The sequence below is a fragment of the Rathayibacter tritici genome (assembly GCF_002932875.1).
Taxonomy (GTDB): Bacteria; Actinomycetota; Actinomycetes; order Actinomycetales; family Microbacteriaceae; genus Rathayibacter; species Rathayibacter tritici.
Map to the genome: position 1 here is coordinate 68001 of NZ_PSWS01000048.1, position 15073 is coordinate 83073.

The following is a 15073-nucleotide window of genomic DNA, read 5'->3' on the forward strand; positions in this document are numbered from 1 at the left end:
CACCCCCGTTACGAAGGAGTAATCATTCATGGCTGACTACGTCATCGCTATCGACCAGGGGACCACGTCGTCCCGCGCGATCATCTTCGACAAGAAGGGATCGATCGTCTCCACCGGCCAGAAGGAGCACGAGCAGATCTTCCCGCGCGCCGGCTGGGTCGAGCACGACCCGATCGAGATCTGGAACAACGTCCGTGAGGTGATCGGTCAGGCCCTCTCCCGCGCCGACCTGACCCGTCACGACATCGCCTCGGTCGGCATCACCAACCAGCGCGAGACCGCGGTCGTCTGGGACAAGACCACCGGCAAGCCCGTCTACAACGCCATCGTCTGGCAGGACACCCGTACCCAGTCGATCGTCGACCGACTCGCGGGCGACGAGGGCGCGGACCGCTTCAAGTCGATCGTGGGCCTCCCGCTCGCGACCTATTTCTCCGGTACCAAGATCGTCTGGATCCTCGAGAACGTCGAGGGTGCGCGCGAGAAGGCGGAGGCGGGTGACCTGCTCTTCGGCACCACCGACACCTGGGTTCTGTGGAATCTGACCGGCGGCATCGACGGCGGCGTCCACAAGACCGACGTCACCAACGCCTCCCGCACCCTGTTCCTCGACCTCGAGACTCTCGAGTGGCGCGACGACATCCTCGAGGCCTTCGGGGTTCCGAGGTCGATGCTCCCCGAGGTCTGCTCCTCCTCCGAGGTCTACGGCCAGGTCGAGTCCTCCTCGCTGCTGCGCGAGGTGCCGATTGCGGGCATCCTGGGCGACCAGCAGGCCGCGACCTTCGGTCAGGCGGCGTTCGATCCGGGCGAGGCGAAGAACACCTACGGCACCGGCAACTTCTTGATCTTCAACACGGGCACCGAGATCGTGCACTCGAAGAACGGGCTGCTCACCACCATCGGCTACAAGCTCGGCGACGGTGAGGTGCACTATGCGCTGGAGGGCTCGATCGCCGTCTCCGGCTCGCTAATCCAGTGGCTGCGCGACAACCTGGGCCTCATCGGCTCGGCCCCTGAGGTCGAGGCGCTGGCCGCCACGGTCGAGGACAACGGAGGCGCGTACTTCGTCCCCGCGTTCTCGGGCCTGTTCGCGCCGTACTGGCGCTCGGACGCGCGCGGTGCCCTCGTGGGCCTGACCCGCTACGTCAACAAGGGCCACATTGCCCGCGCCGCGCTGGAGGCGACCGCCTTCCAGACCCGCGAGGTCCTGGACGCGGTCAATGCCGACTCCGGTGTGCCGCTGCAGGAGCTCAAAGTCGACGGCGGCATGATCGCCAACAACTTGCTCATGCAGTTCCAGGCCGACATCCTCGGCGTCCCGGTCGTTCGACCGGTCGTCGCCGAGACCACCGCGCTCGGAGCGGCCTATGCGGCCGGTCTCGCGGTCGGCTTCTGGGCGAACCTCGACGACCTGCGCCAGAACTGGCAGGAGGACTCGCGCTGGACTCCCCAGATGGACCAGGACGAGGCTGCCCGCCAGTACCGCCTGTGGAAGAAGGCCGTCACCAAGACCTTCGACTGGGTCGACGAGGACGTGCAGTAATTTTTTCCGCGGCAGTCCCTGCCTGCCGCGGCGCGGTCGGCTCGTCGAGGCGGTCGCGTCTCGGGGAGCGGGTCGCGTCCGGCTAGCGGACAACGCGGGCACGTGTTCTCCCCGTTCGCCTTCTTCGGCGAGCGGATGACGTCAGTCCCTCACGGTGAAGCGCCCTGGTCGTCCCTCGGGTCGGGTGGGGCGCTTCGTTGTTCCGAGGAAGGCGCGGAGTCTGCCGGGCGGGAGGTCCGCGCCAGCGAGGGCGGAGGACGGGGCGGTTCTGCGAGTTGCGGGTGGGCTGCTCCTGGTGAGCGACTCCGGGTGAGCGCCGGCCGATCGCCGCGAACGAGGCCGTGCCGCTCAGCCCCCGGACAGCCCTAGCTGCGCGTCGAGTTCGTCGAGGCCGCCGATGCGCCGGACGTCCAGCGCCAGTGCTTCCGGCGGCAGCGCGCGGCCGTGCTCGGGGCCGCCAACGCGGTCGAGCCACACGCCGCGCAGCCCGGCAGCGGCCGCTCCGATCGCGTCGGTCCCGAGCCGGTCGCCGACATAGAGCGCGTCGGCCGGAGCGACGCGGAACCGCTCGCAGGCGATCGTGAAGATCCGCGCATCCGGCTTGGCGACGCCGACATCACCCGAGGCGATCACGTGCTCGACCCGGTCCGCGAGGCGCGTGCCCTTGATCTTGCCCAGCTGAAAATCGAGCACGCCATTCGTGATGATCCCGACCCGGACCCCGGCGGCGTCGAGCCGGTCGAGGACGGGCAGCGCGTCGTCGTGCAGGGTCCACGCGGCCACGTAGTGCGCCAGGTACCCGCGGAACCAGGAACTCGCCTCCTCCGGCGACAGCGCGACTCCGGCCTCTGCGGCGAAGTCTGTCGCGCGGGCCCGTCGCTGACCCTCGTAGTCGAGCTCACCAGCGAGGTAGCGGTGGTAGTGCTCCTCCTCGAGCAGGTGCCAGCGGTGCTGCAGGTCGAGCGGAGTGGCGGCGTACGCCGCTCCCAGCGACGCAGCGTGCGCGACGATGCCCTCCCGCACGGCGTGGGCATGCGCGAAGAGCGTGTCGTCGAGGTCGAAGAGCGCGAGCTGCAGCACGGTCGGCTCAGCGGACGCGGCGGAGCAGGCCGATGCGCTCGTAGACCGCGGCGAGCGTACGCTCCGCAGTCTCGGCGGCGCGGTCGGCGGCGCGGGAGAGGACACGGTCGAGCTCTGCCGGGTCGGCCAGTAGCTCGGCGGTCCGCGCGCGGATCGGGTCGAACCTCGTGGCGACCACCTCGACGAGTCCCTTCTTCAGGTCCCCGTAGCCACGGCCCGCGTACTCCTGCTCCAGCGACTCGACAGAGCGGTCGGCGAGCACGGAGTAGATGGTGAGCAGGTTCGAGACGCCGGGCTTCGCGGCGCGATCGAAGCGCACCTCGGACTCGGTGTCGGTCACGGCGCGCATGATCTTCTTGGCCGTCACCTTCGGCTCGTCGAGCACGCTGAGCAGGCCGGCATCCGACTCCGCCGACTTCGACATCTTGGCGCCCGGGTTCTGCAGGTCGAAGATTTTTGCGGTCTCGCGCACGATGTGCGGCTCCGGCACGGTGAACGTCTCGCCGAAACGCGAGTTGAAGCGCGCGGCAAGGTCGCGGGTGAGCTCGAGGTGCTGGCGCTGGTCCTCGCCGACCGGGACCGCGTCCGTCTGGTATAGCAGGATGTCGGCCGCCATCAGGATCGGGTAGGTGAACAGTCCCACCGAGGCGGCCTCGGTGCCCTGCTTCGCCGACTTGTCCTTGAACTGCGTCATTCGGCTCGCCTCACCGAACCCGGTCAGGGTGTTCAGGACCCAGGCGAGCTCGGCGTGCGCGGGCACGTGCGACTGGATGAAGAGAGTGGACCGTTCCGGATCGATGCCCGCGGCAATGTACTGCGCGGCGGTCGCGCGAGTGCGATCGCGGAGCTGCTGCGGGTCCTGCGGAACCGTGATCGCGTGCAGATCGACGACGCAGAAGTATGCGTCGAAGTCCTCTTGCATCGCGACCCACTGCGTCAGGGCGCCGATGTAGTTGCCAAGGTGCAGAGAACCGGAGGAGGGCTGCATGCCGGAGAAGATGACGGGCGCGGCGCCCGGAGTGCTGGGGGTCATGAAGGGCCTCGAGGGGTCGGGGTCGCGGGGGCCGCGAGGAAGGAGGGTTAGAGCGCGTAGTCGACGACCACGGGGGAGTGGTCGGACCAACGGGTGTCGTAGGCGTCGGCGCGGTCGACCTCGTAGCTGCGGGCGAGGGCGGCGAGCGCGGGGGTCGCAAGCTGGTAGTCCAGGCGCCAGCCGGTGTCGGTGTCGAACGCCTTGCCGCGCTGCGACCACCACGTGTACGGACCAGGGACCTCGCCCGCGAATCGGCGGCCGAGGTCGATCCAGCCCAGGCCGGCGCCGGCGTTGTAGTCGGGTTCGCCCTCCGCGCCGAGGAAGCGGTCGAAGTAGGCGCGCTCCTCCGGGAGGAAGCCTGCCTTCTTGACGTTGCCCTTCCAGTTCTTGATGTCGAGTGTGCGATGCCCGACGTTGAGGTCGCCCATCACCACCGCGAGCTCGCTGTGCGCCTGGAGTTCGGGGAGGCGGGCCGTCATCGCGTCGAGGAAGCGGTACTTCTCGATCTGCTTGGGGGTGCCCACTTCGCCGGAATGGACATAGGTAGAGACGACCGTGATCGACCGGTCGCCGACCTCGTAGTCGGCCTCGAGCCAGCGCCCGGCCGAATCGAAGTCGTCGGCGCCGAACGAGACCCGGTGGATGGTGGCGCGCTTGCGCGAGGCGATCGCGACTCCGGCCCGGCCCTTGGCGCTCGCCTCATCGTGCAGGACGTCCCACTCGTCGCCGAGCAGCCCGGTGAGATCCTCGGTGGAGGCGCGGACCTCTTGCAGGGCAAGGATGTCGACGTCGCGGCCGGCCAGCCAGTCGCCCATTCCCTTCCGGTAGGCGGCGCGAACGCCGTTCACGTTGACGGAGGCGATTCGGAGGGTGCTGCTTGTCACCACAGCATTCTACGGAAGGGGTACCGACGGCGACGGCCCGGCGGCGCTGCCCGGGGTGCCGTCTCTCCCGTCCGCCGTTCGATGTGCAGGGGATGCATGGGTCGGACGCCGTATCGTCCGGCAGGATCGCCCGGACCGCGCGGATCACCTGCTGATCGCGCGGACTCCTGCAGATCGTGCGGAGTCCTGCTGATGGCGCGGATTGCTGTAGGGGACAGGGCGGATGACCGCCCATCGCTCGGTGTGGGGTGCCGTGACCTGCACGAGCCGTTCGATGTGCAGGGGATGCGTGGCTTGAACGCCATTTCATCCGGCTCAATCGCGCAACCCGCTCGGATCGCCTGCTGATCGCACCAACTCCTGCACATGGCACCAACTCCTGCACATGGCACGGACTCCTGCACATCGCGCGGACTCCTGCACATGGCACGAACCCCTGCTGATCGCACCGGCTCCTGCACATCACGCGCGCGCCGCGAACGCAGAAGCCGGCGGCCGCCTCGCGCGCCGCCTCCCTCGGAGAGGGGAGGGGCACGGGGGTGGCCGCCGGCGGGACCGCTCAGGACGGTCGGTCGGTGGGAATCAGGCGGGGACGGCCCGCGCGGCGACGGGCTCGGGCACCTCGGCGACCACGGGGGCGCGCGCGATGCTCTTCGCGACAATCACGCAGACGGCCGTCACGACCATGCCCACCAGGATGGCGACCAGGTAGAGGATCGGCTGCCCGACGAGCCCGGTGACCCAGACCCCGCCGTGCGGCGCGCGAAGGGTCGAGCCGAACAGCGCGACGAGAGCACCCGTCACAGCCGAGCCGACCATTGCCGAAGGGATCACGCGCAGCGGGTCGACCGCGGCGAACGGGATCGCTCCCTCCGAGATGAAGGACGCACCCAGGAGGTAGGCGGCCTTGCCGTTCTGCCGTTCGGCATCGGTGAACAGGCGTTTGCGGAGCGACGTCGCCAGCGCGAGGCCCAGCGGCGGAGTCATTCCGGCGGCCATCACGATCGCCATCACCTTGAACTGCACCGAGTTCGGGTCGCCGTCGGCGGGGACGGAGGCGAGACCGGTGGTCGCGAAGGCGTACGCCACCTTGTTCACGGGGCCGCCCATGTCGAACGCCATCATCAGGCCGAGAATGATGCCGAGGATGATCAGGTTGCCGCCGGTGAGGCCGGAGAGCCACGCGGACAGGCCCTCACTCAGTGCGCGGAGCGGGGCTCCGAGCACGACGAACATCAGGAATCCGGTGATGAAAGTAGCGATCAGAGGGATGATCACGACGGGCATCAGCGACTTGAACGCCGCGGGGAGCTTGATCCGCGAGATGAAGAGGGCCGCGTAGCCGGCGATGAAGCCGGAGGCGAGGCCGCCGAGGAAGCCCGCGCCGACGGTGACCGCGACCGCTCCGCCGAGGAAGCCCGGCGCAATGCCGGGGCGGTCGGCGATGCCGAAGGCGATGAAGCCGGAGAGCACCGGCACCAGGAACGCGAAGGTCGCGCTTCCGATGAGGAACATCACCCCGGCCCAGTCGGTGATGTTCGCGACGCTGAAGCCCTCGTCAATGATCTGCTGAGCCGTGAAGTCCACGATCCGGTAGCCGCCGAAGAGGAACGACAGGGCTATCAGCAGACCGCCTGCCGCGACGAACGGGATCATGTACGACACGCCGGTCATCAGGTTCTGCCGGATGCGCGTGCCGACGCCGACCTTCTTCGGAGCGGCAGGAACCGCGGCCGGAGTCGATCGTGCGCCTGCCGAGCCGGTGCCGCGCAAGGCCAGCGCGCGATCGAGGACCTCGTCCGGCTTGGAGAGCGCCTCGGCGACGCCCACCTGGAGGATCGGCTTGCCGGCGAAGCGGTCCCTGCCCCGGACTTCGAGGTCGGCGGCGAGGATGACGACGTCGGCGTCGGCGATGTCGGCCGCGGTCATCTCGTCCGAGCCGGCTGCACCCTGCGTCTCGACGTGGATCGGATAGCCGCGCTTCTTCGCGGCCTGCTCCAGAGCTTCCGCCGCCATGTAGGTGTGTGCGATGCCAGCAATACAGCTGGTCACGGCGACGAAGCGCGGTTCGGAGGCGCGGCCCGCGGCGGGTGCGTTCCGCACCTGTGCGGCGGCGCGGTCGATGACGTCGGCGGCCTTCGCGAGCGCCTCCGACGTGCCCACTTCGAGGGTGGGCTTGCCGGCGAAGCGCTCCTTCCCGCGGACCTCGAGGTCGGCGGCGAAAATAACGACGTCGGCGTCGGCGATCGTCTGGTCGGTCATGGGGTCGGAGCCCGCAGCGCCCTGGGTCTCGACCTGAATCTCGTAGCCCTTTTTCTTCGCGGCCTGCTCGAGCGCCTCGGCCGCCATGTAGGTGTGCGCGATGCCGGCGATACAGCTCGTCACGGCGACGATCTTCACGAGACGACGACCTCTCGGGCGATGATGTCCGCGACCTCCTGGCCGCTGGCGGCGGCACGGAGGGACCCGGTGAAGGACTCGTGGATCAGCTTGCGGGCGAGCTGGGCGAGGATCTTGAGGTGCGCCTGGTCGGCGCCATCCGGAGCCGCGATCAGGAAGATCAGATCGGCAGGGCCGTCAGGGGCGCCGAAGTCGACGCCCTGCTTCGCGATGCCGACTGCGACACTGGGGGAGACGACGTGCGCGGAGCGGGCGTGGGGGATTCCGATGCCGCCGGGCATGCCGGTGGCCATTTGCGACTCGCGGTCGCGGACGTCGGCGAGGAAGCCGTCGAGGTCGGTGACGCGGCCGGCGTCGGCGAGCGTCTTCGCGAGCTGCGCGGTGGCCTCGTCCTTCGTGGCGGCGGTGAGGTCGACGATGACCGTCGACGCCTCGGTGAGAGCAGTCATGCGCTCAGTTCTCCAATCGGGAGGGTGGGGTCGGGGTTCTCGACGACGGTGACGTCGTCGAGGTGAAGGGAGTCGGGCCCCGGGGCTTCACTGCCCGGGAGCTGGACGGCGGCGGTTCCCCACGCGACTGCTGTCGCGAGGCGCTCCGCCTCCGTGGCGTCGACGGCCGAGAGATAGCCGGCGAGTGTGCTGTCGCCGGCGCCGACGGTGCTGAGGGGCACGACGGCGGGGGCGCCCGCCCACCACGACGCGTGCGCCGTGACGAGGAGGGCTCCGCGCTCTCCGAGGCTGACGAGCGCTCGCGCAGTCGGCAGCCCCAAGAGTTCACGGGCTCCGCTGACAACGTCTCCGACCGTCGTCAGGGAGCGCCCGAGGAGCTCCTCGAGCTCCTCGAGGTTGGGCTTGACCAGGGTGGCCGTGCCTGCCGCGACGATGGCGGTCAGGGGTGCTCCCGAGGTGTCAACGGCGAGGGGGACGCCGAAGTGCCGGGCGAGACGGCCCAGGGCGGGGTAGAAATCCGTTCCCAATCCCGGAGGGATGCTGCCGCAGGCGACGAGCCAGCGGGGTGAGGCCGAGACGTGGTCGGCGATCAGCGCGGAGAGGTCCTGCGCCTCCTCCTCCGTGACCGCAGGCCCGGGCTCGTTGATCTTGGTGGTGCGGCCGGTGCGGTCGTCGACCACGGTGATGTTGGTCCGGATCGGGCGGCCGATCGCGGCGCTGGCGGAGCGCACACCGGCGGCCTCCAGCATCGCGGAGAGGTCGAGGCCGGTGGAGGCGTCTGCGGGATACACCGCGGTGGCGTCGACTCCATTGCGGGCGAGGGCGCGGGCGACATTAACGCCTTTGCCGGCCGGGTCGCGCCGCACATCGTGTGCTCGGTTGACGTCGCCGAGGGCGAAGCCGCTGGTCGAGAGGGTGACGTCGATGCTCGGGTTTGCGGTGACGGTGACGATCATGCGCGGACGACCTCCGGGCCGGCCGACTCGATATCGTCGGCGAGCTGGTCGTCGACAGCGGTGTCGGTGATGACGGTGTCGACTGCGGACAGCGGGGCAACGTGCCCGAAGTCCTGCCGGCCGAACTTGGAGTGGTCGGCGAGAACCACGACTCGGCGGGCGGAGGCGATGATCGCAGACTTGACGACGGCCTCGTTGAGGTCGGGCGTCGTGAGCCCGCGCTCCAGGCTGAGGCCGTTCGTGCCGATGAAGGCGACGTCCACCGAGATCGAGGCGATGGCCTGCACGGCCCACGGTCCGACGGCGGCCTGCGTCACTCCGCGCAGGTGCCCGCCGATGAGGTGGAGCTCGATGGTCGGCCGACCGACGAGCGCCATCGCGACGGGGAGGGAATGGGTGACGACCGTCAGCCGACGGTCCAGGGCGAGCAACTCGGCCAGGCGCACCGTGGTGGTGCCGGCGTCGATAGCAATCGAACCGCCGTCGGGGACCTCGGCCAGCGCTGCGGTGGCGATGCGGTCCTTCTCGCCGGCGAGGTGTCCCTCGCGGGCGGCGACCTCGGGCTCGATGCCCAGGCGCTTGACCGGAATCGCGCCGCCGTGCGCGCGACGCAGGAGGCCGCGCTTCTCGAGGCTGGTGAGGTCGCGACGGATCGTCTCGGGTGTCACCGCGAGAGAGAGGGCGAGGTCACGGACCTCGACGCGCCCGTCGATGCGGGCACGGTCCAGGATCGACTGGTGCCGCTCCGGTGCGTACATATGGACTCCGTCGTCTCGCCGTGGGTGGTGCGCCTGATCCGCGGTGCCGTTGCCGACTTCAGATCTGCGTTTCCTTCTTTTTAGACCCGTTAGCGGAGAAAGTCAACAGAAACGGACAGAGGAGGCGCGCGCAAAGGGAGGGTTTGTCGCGCCGATGTCCGCAACCGAGGTGTTGCCGGTCAGGCAGCGAGCTGTTCGAGCTCCTCGTCGAGCTGTGCGAGCTGACGTTCGAGGCGGCGTCGCTTGAAGAGAGAGGCGTCCGGGAGTGCAGCGCTCAGTCGCTCGCGTTCGGCCTCGGCGAGGGTGCGGCGGGCTGTGCGGAGCTGCTCCTCCCGCTCCTTCTCGCGCTCCTGCGGAGTCAGCTTCCGCGCGGAGATACCGGCGTCGCTCATCCCGACGGAGATCCACGATGCGGCGATCAGGATCACCTGGCAGACGAGGTTGAACCAGATCAGGAGGCCGATAAGCACGGCGAAGGAGGCGAGCAGCGGGTTGCGGGACGCGCCGCCGAGCAGCTGCGTCCCGAGCACCTTGAGCGCTCCGAGCGCGATCCCGCCGAGCAGGGATCCCGCCCAGAGGTTCTTCCACGGGATCGAGATGCCGGAGAGGATGCGGAACGAGCCGGCGAGGGTGCCGGTGTCCAGCGCGAGCATGATCAGCAGGCCGACCACGCTGCCGGCCAGGCGCGCGAGCATCGAGTCGCTGCCGATCCCGAGGAAGTCGAACGCCACGTCGACCAGCGATGTGGAGAACACCGAGAGGCTCGCGGAGACCAGCAGCACCGCTCCGAAGACCAGCGCGAGCCCCGCGTCCCTGAGCTTGAGCAGCACGAAGGGGGTGGTCGGACCGGGGAGCGAGAACAGCAGGCGTACTGCCTGGCGAAGGCTCCCCAGGAAATTGAGCGCCGTCCCGAGCAGGCCGGTCGCGGCGATCGCACCGGTCCAGCCGAGGATCGAGGAGTCGAGTAGGTCCTCGACCGACACGAGGGCGTTCTTCCCGCCGATCAGCCCCGGCACCGAACGGGTGACCAGATCGAGCAGGGAGTCGCGCAGCACCGAGTCGTCGCGCACCCAGAATCCGAAGACGGCGAAGAAGACGAACAGCGCCGCGAAGACCGCGAACAGCGCTTGAAAGGCGAGCCCGGAGGCGAAGAGCGGCCCACCGGTCTCGGAGTAGTGCATCATCACCCGCACCGGCCGTGTCCGCATGATCCGCTCGACCAGTCCCGGGATCCCGCGGGGAGTGTCGGCCGCCTCGGTCATGCCTCCCAGCGTAGGACCGCGTGCCGTCCCCGGGTGCATGCTCGGCTCGCACGAACGCGTCCGGCTCGTCAGGCTCCCGTCGTCCGGCGAGCCGACGAGATTCTCGCGAGCCGAGGGGGAGGAGTGGCGTGCTCACCGTGGTCGTCCTCGCTCGAGGACTGCGCGGATGCTCGCGAGGGTCGCGGGCCAGTGGTGCATCACGTCGGAGTAGGTCAGGCGGATCGTCGTGTAGCCCAGGGCCGCGGCGGCTCGATCCCGGTGCCGGTCCCGCTCGAACGACGTCGCGTCGTCGTGCCACTGCCTGCCGTCGACTTCGATGATGGCCCAGTCGTCGATCACGAGATCGACCCGGCCGACGCCGGGGATCTCGACCTGCGACTCGCACTCGATCCCGGCGAGCGTGAGACCCACCCGCGTGACGGACTCCGGCCCTGATCCGGCGCGTGGATCGGTGAGTCGAGCCACACACGAGAGACGGCGGGGGAGTCGGCTGAGGACGTCTGCGAGAGCGGTCGGGCTGATCAGACGCAGGCGAAGGCAGGAGTCGATAACGGCTACGGCGAGCTCGATGCGCTGGCAGGTGAGGACGTGGCCCACCGCCTCCTCCCGAGTCGTTCGGATCGAGCGGTAGGGTGCCTCGCTGATCCGGTGACTCCAGTGGGTGACCACGTCTTCCGGCTGAGTCGCCGCTCGTGGGCGGGAACTCGATGTGATCGCGAGATGGAGCCGTGGATCCGGTGGTCGAAAAGCTCCGGCCTCGGCGAGGAGCGTGATGCAGGTCAGCGACCCGCAGGCGATCGCCGCGCGCAGCTCCTGGTCGGATGCGTTCGCGCCGGCGTACCAGCCTCGGCGGATCCGCCGGAGCGCCCCCGACCGAACGGCCGCCGGGGCGTCGACCCCGACAGCTCTGAGATACCCGATGTGGTGCACGCCGTACTGCATGCATCGAGCTTTGCCCGTCGGCCGCCGAGGCACCTGCCGCTCGCCGCTATCCGTGGAGAGCCCGCCCGTTCCGCCGCCTGTGGAGGGACTCCCGCCCGCTCCTCGGCTCGCAGAAACGCGTTCGGCTCGCCGGATCCGAGGATTCCGACGAGCCGAACGCGTTCTCGCGAGCCCGAGCTGCGGGTCAGGCGCGGCCGCGGATGACGGCCTGCTTCACCTCGGCGATCGCCTGGGTGATCTGGATGCCGCGCGGACACGCCTCCGTGCAGTTGAAGGTCGTCCGGCAGCGCCACACGCCCTCCTTGTCGTTGAGGATGTCCAGGCGCGCCCCGCCCGCGTCGTCGCGCGAATCGAAGATAAAGCGGTGGGCGTTCACGATCGCGGCCGGCCCGAAGTACTGACCGTCCGTCCAGAACACCGGGCACGACGAGGTGCACGCGGCGCAGAGGATGCACTTGGTGGTGTCATCGAAGCGAGCACGGTCGGCGACAGACTGCACGCGCTCCTTGCCCTTGGGCGCCGGAGTGTTGGCGACCAGGAACGGCTGCACCTCACGGTAGGAGGCGAAGAACGGCTCCATATCCACGACGAGATCCTTCTCGAGGGGAAGACCCTTGATCGCCTCGATGTAGATCGGCTGCGAAATGTCGAGATCCTTGATCAGCGTCTTGCAGGCCAAGCGGTTGCGGCCGTTGATCCGCATCGCATCCGAGCCGCAAATACCGTGCGCGCAGGAGCGGCGGAAGGTCAGCGATCCGTCCTGGTCCCACTTGATGCGGTGCAGGGCATCGAGGACGCGGTCGGTCGAGTACATCTCAACGTCGAAGTCCTGCCAGCGCGGCTCGGCGTCCACCTCGGGGTCGAAGCGGCGGATGATGAACGTGACGGTGAACGCCTCCGGTGCCGCGGGGGCGGCGGGCGGCTGCTCGAGGGTAGCGGTGGACATGGCTAGTACTTCCTCTCCATCGGCTGGTACCGGGTGATCACGACGGGTTTCCAGTCGAGCCGGATGTGGTCACCGGCATCGGAGGAGTGGGCGTCACCGGAGAGGTACGCCATCGTGTGCTGCATGTAGTTCTCGTCGTCGCGCTTCGGGAAGTCGTCGCGCATGTGTCCGCCGCGGCTCTCCTTGCGGTTGCGCGCCGAGTAGACGACGACCTCGGCGAGGTCGAGCAGGAAGCCCAGCTCGACGGCCTCGAGGAGGTCGGTGTTGAAGCGCTTGCCCTTGTCCTGCACAGAAATGTTGCGGAACCGGTCGCGCAGGCGCTGGATCGTGTCGGTGACCGACTCCAGCGACTCATCTGTGCGGAACACCTGGGCGTTCTTGTCCATCTCGTCCTGCAGCTCCTTGCGGATCGAGGCGATCCGTTCGGTGCCGGTCGCGGAGCGGAGCGAGGTGAGCATGTCCCGAATGGCGCCGGCCGGGTCGGCCGGCAAAGGGGTGAAGCCGACCGTCGTGGCGTAATCGGCCGCATTGTTCCCGCTGCGCTTGCCGAAGACGTTGATGTCGAGAAGGGAGTTGGTTCCGAGGCGGTTCGAGCCGTGCACCGAGACGCAGGCGCACTCGCCTGCGGCGTAAAGACCGGGGACGACGGTCGTGTTGTCGGAAAGGACCTCCGCCTTCACGTTCGTGGGAATGCCGCCCATCGCGTAGTGCGCGGTCGGCATCACGGGCACCGGCTCGACGACTGGGTCGACGCCGAGGTAGGTGCGGGCGAACTCGGTGATGTCGGGGAGCTTGGTCTCGAGCACCTCGGCGCCCAGGTGCGTGCAGTCCAGCAGCACGTAGTCCTTGTGCGGGCCGGCACCGCGGCCCTCCGCCACCTCCTGGACCATGCAGCGGGCCACGATGTCGCGCGGCGCCAGGTCCTTGATCGTCGGGGCATAGCGCTCCATGAAGCGCTCACCCGAGGCATTACGGAGAATCGCGCCCTCGCCCCGCGCCCCCTCGGTGAGGAGGATGCCGAGGCCGGCGAGGCCGGTCGGGTGGAACTGGAAGAACTCCATGTCCTCCAGCGGCAGGCCCTTGCGCCAGATGATGCCGACGCCGTCGCCCGTGAGGGTGTGCGCGTTGGAGGTGGTCTTGTAGATCTTGCCGAAGCCACCGGTCGCGAAGATGATCGCCTTCGCCTGGAACACGTGCAGTTCGCCGGTCGCCAGCTCGTAGGCGACGACGCCGGACGGCTTCGACACGCCGTCGACCTCGGTCATGACCAGGTCGAGCACGTAGAACTCGTTGTAGAAGTTGATGCCGAGCCGGACGCAGTTCTGGAACAGCGTCTGCAGGATCATGTGGCCGGTGCGGTCGGCCGCGTAGCAGGCTCGGCGGACGGGCGCCTTGCCGTGGTCGCGGGTGTGCCCGCCGAAGCGGCGCTGGTCGATCTTGCCCTCCTCGGTGCGGTTGAAGGGCAGGCCCATGTTCTCGAGGTCGATAACCGCGTCGATGGCCTCCTTCGCGAGGATCTCCGCCGCGTCCTGGTCGACGAGGTAGTCGCCGCCCTTGACGGTGTCGAAGGTGTGCCACTCCCAGCTGTCCTCCTCGACGTTCGCCAGGGCCGCGGCCATACCGCCCTGCGCCGCTCCGGTGTGGGAGCGGGTGGGATACAGCTTCGAGATGACGGCCGTCTTCGCCTTCGGGCCGGCCTCGATGGCCGCGCGCATCCCGGCGCCGCCGGCGCCGACGATCACCACGTCGAACTGGTGGTAGTGCACGCCGTCGGGTCCGACGGTCTGCGCGAAGGCGCTCTGGTCGGCGCCGGTGTGGGAGTGGCCTGGTGTGCTCACGGGGTGGATGCTCCGTCGTACGGGGATGGGAGGGGGAGATGCCGGGTCCGGGAGCCGCGGGGCAGGAGCGACGCGCGGCCGACTCCGCTCCGCGGCAGCACGATCACGCCGCGCAGAACGAGGGCAGCAGGTCGGCCGCTGTACCGGCGGGGCACGGGTCGAACGCGAAGACAACCCAGGTGCCGAGCGCGATCAGCGCGACGACGGCGACGAGGATGCCGCCCTTGAACGTCTTGGCCAGCAGCGGCGAGGTGGCGTAGTCGTTGACCAGCGTGCGCATGCCGTTGCCGCCGTGGATCAGCGCGAGCCAGAGCATCAGCACGTCCCACCACTGCCAGAACGGATTGGCCAGCTTCCCGCCGACGAAGCCGAAGTCGATCGCCTTGATGCCATCGCCGAGAAGCAGGTTGTAGATCAGGTGCCCGAAGATCAGGACGATCAGCACGACGCCGGAGGCGCGCATGTAGATCCAGCCCCACTTCTCCCAGTTGGTGCCGGAGGAGCGGGTAGGAGTGTGGGGAGTCCGCGGTGCCGCGACGGTCGTCATTCGGCCCCTCCCTCGCTGAAGACATTGATCAGGTGGCGCGGTGCGAAGCCGAGCATCAGGACGACCCAGAGGCCCATCACCACCCAGAAGAGCACGCGCTGGTTGCGAGTGGCCCAGCTCCAGAAGTCGACCAGGATGATCCGCAGGCCGTTCAGCGCGTGGAACGCGATCGCACCGACGAGGCCGGTCTCGCCGAGTCCCATGATCGGGTTTTTATAGGTGCCGATGACCGCGTTGTACGCCTCCGGGCTCACCGCGATGAGAGCCGAGTCGAGGACGTGCACGAGGAGGAAGAAGAAGATGGCGACACCGGTGATCCGGTGCAGCACCCACGACCACATGCCTTCGCGACCGCGGTACAGGGTGCCGGCCGGACGCCGGATCTTCCCCTGCTTCCGGGGTGCGAGGGTTTGAGCAGTTTGAACTGACACGAAC

General features: G+C 68.8%; 14 protein-coding genes. 1 reads left to right on the forward strand and 13 read right to left on the reverse strand.

The features are described from left to right. Positions 1-28: 28 nt before the first annotated feature. A complete protein-coding gene (gene glpK / locus C5D07_RS07660) occupies positions 29-1543 on the forward strand; it encodes a glycerol kinase GlpK (protein WP_068254562.1) in 1515 nt (504 codons plus the stop codon). Positions 1544-1891: 348 nt separating this feature from the next. Here the strand turns inward: glpK and C5D07_RS07665 are convergent, their stop codons facing one another. The 13 genes from C5D07_RS07665 to sdhC form a co-directional block, all read right to left on the reverse strand. Next, positions 1892-2623 carry an HAD family hydrolase gene (locus tag C5D07_RS07665; protein ID WP_249028196.1) on the reverse strand — a complete coding sequence of 244 codons (732 nt, stop codon included), beginning with the start codon at positions 2621-2623 and terminating at the stop codon, positions 1892-1894. Between the two features lie 7 nt (positions 2624-2630). Continuing rightward, positions 2631-3656, reverse strand: coding sequence for a tryptophan--tRNA ligase (gene trpS / locus C5D07_RS07670; protein ID WP_084415956.1), 1026 nt, complete (start codon positions 3654-3656; stop codon positions 2631-2633). A 47-nt stretch (positions 3657-3703) separates the two neighbouring features. After that, positions 3704-4540: an exodeoxyribonuclease III gene (locus C5D07_RS07675; protein WP_104259053.1), complete on the reverse strand. Its 837-nt coding sequence runs from the start codon at positions 4538-4540 to the stop codon at positions 3704-3706. Between the two features lie 582 nt (positions 4541-5122). Further along, on the reverse strand, positions 5123-6940 hold the full coding sequence (locus C5D07_RS07680; RefSeq protein WP_211286362.1) for a PTS fructose-like transporter subunit IIB: 1818 nt from the start codon (positions 6938-6940) through the stop codon (positions 5123-5125). Continuing rightward, the gene (locus C5D07_RS07690; RefSeq protein ID WP_068254557.1) at positions 6937-7389 is read right to left on the reverse strand and encodes a PTS sugar transporter subunit IIA; all 453 of its coding nucleotides are present in this window, start codon (positions 7387-7389) and stop codon (positions 6937-6939) included. The genes C5D07_RS07680 and C5D07_RS07690 overlap by 4 nt, the downstream gene beginning before the upstream one ends. Further along, entirely contained in the window at positions 7386-8345 is a 960-nt protein-coding gene (locus C5D07_RS07695; RefSeq protein WP_104259054.1) for a 1-phosphofructokinase family hexose kinase, read from the reverse strand. The genes C5D07_RS07690 and C5D07_RS07695 overlap by 4 nt, the downstream gene beginning before the upstream one ends. Further along, positions 8342-9103: a DeoR/GlpR family DNA-binding transcription regulator gene (locus C5D07_RS07700; protein ID WP_068254551.1), complete on the reverse strand. Its 762-nt coding sequence runs from the start codon at positions 9101-9103 to the stop codon at positions 8342-8344. The genes C5D07_RS07695 and C5D07_RS07700 overlap by 4 nt, the downstream gene beginning before the upstream one ends. A 179-nt stretch (positions 9104-9282) precedes the next feature. Beyond that, positions 9283-10365 carry a YihY/virulence factor BrkB family protein gene (locus C5D07_RS07705; protein WP_068254548.1) on the reverse strand — a complete coding sequence of 361 codons (1083 nt, stop codon included), beginning with the start codon at positions 10363-10365 and terminating at the stop codon, positions 9283-9285. A gap of 132 nt (positions 10366-10497) precedes the next feature. Next, positions 10498-11307 carry an endonuclease domain-containing protein gene (locus C5D07_RS07710; protein ID WP_068254545.1) on the reverse strand — a complete coding sequence of 270 codons (810 nt, stop codon included), beginning with the start codon at positions 11305-11307 and terminating at the stop codon, positions 10498-10500. Between the two features lie 184 nt (positions 11308-11491). Further along, positions 11492-12253, reverse strand: coding sequence for a succinate dehydrogenase iron-sulfur subunit (locus tag C5D07_RS07715; protein ID WP_068254543.1), 762 nt, complete (start codon positions 12251-12253; stop codon positions 11492-11494). Between the two features lie 2 nt (positions 12254-12255). Further along, a complete protein-coding gene (gene sdhA / locus C5D07_RS07720; RefSeq protein WP_249028202.1) occupies positions 12256-14019 on the reverse strand; it encodes a succinate dehydrogenase flavoprotein subunit in 1764 nt (587 codons plus the stop codon). Between the two features lie 175 nt (positions 14020-14194). Further along, positions 14195-14638, reverse strand: a complete 444-nt coding sequence (locus C5D07_RS07725; RefSeq protein ID WP_104259056.1) for a succinate dehydrogenase hydrophobic membrane anchor subunit — start codon at positions 14636-14638, stop codon at positions 14195-14197. Next, the gene (sdhC, locus tag C5D07_RS07730) at positions 14635-15069 is read right to left on the reverse strand and encodes a succinate dehydrogenase, cytochrome b556 subunit (protein ID WP_258061860.1); all 435 of its coding nucleotides are present in this window, start codon (positions 15067-15069) and stop codon (positions 14635-14637) included. The genes C5D07_RS07725 and sdhC overlap by 4 nt, the downstream gene beginning before the upstream one ends. Between the last annotated feature and the right edge of the window lie 4 nt (positions 15070-15073).

Coding starts and splice junctions, on each gene's coding strand:
- trpS (WP_084415956.1), bottom strand. CDS start 3,656: ATGACCCCCAGCACTCCGGGCGCCGCGCCCGTCATCTTCTCCGGCATG.
- C5D07_RS07715 (WP_068254543.1), bottom strand. CDS start 12,253: ATGTCCACCGCTACCCTCGAGCAGCCGCCCGCCGCCCCCGCGGCACCG.
- C5D07_RS07710 (WP_068254545.1), bottom strand. CDS start 11,307: ATGCAGTACGGCGTGCACCACATCGGGTATCTCAGAGCTGTCGGGGTC.
- C5D07_RS07700 (WP_068254551.1), bottom strand. CDS start 9,103: ATGTACGCACCGGAGCGGCACCAGTCGATCCTGGACCGTGCCCGCATC.
- C5D07_RS07695 (WP_104259054.1), bottom strand. CDS start 8,345: ATGATCGTCACCGTCACCGCAAACCCGAGCATCGACGTCACCCTCTCG.
- glpK (WP_068254562.1), top strand. CDS start 29: ATGGCTGACTACGTCATCGCTATCGACCAGGGGACCACGTCGTCCCGC.
- C5D07_RS07725 (WP_104259056.1), bottom strand. CDS start 14,638: ATGACGACCGTCGCGGCACCGCGGACTCCCCACACTCCTACCCGCTCC.
- C5D07_RS07690 (WP_068254557.1), bottom strand. CDS start 7,389: ATGACTGCTCTCACCGAGGCGTCGACGGTCATCGTCGACCTCACCGCC.
- C5D07_RS07705 (WP_068254548.1), bottom strand. CDS start 10,365: ATGACCGAGGCGGCCGACACTCCCCGCGGGATCCCGGGACTGGTCGAG.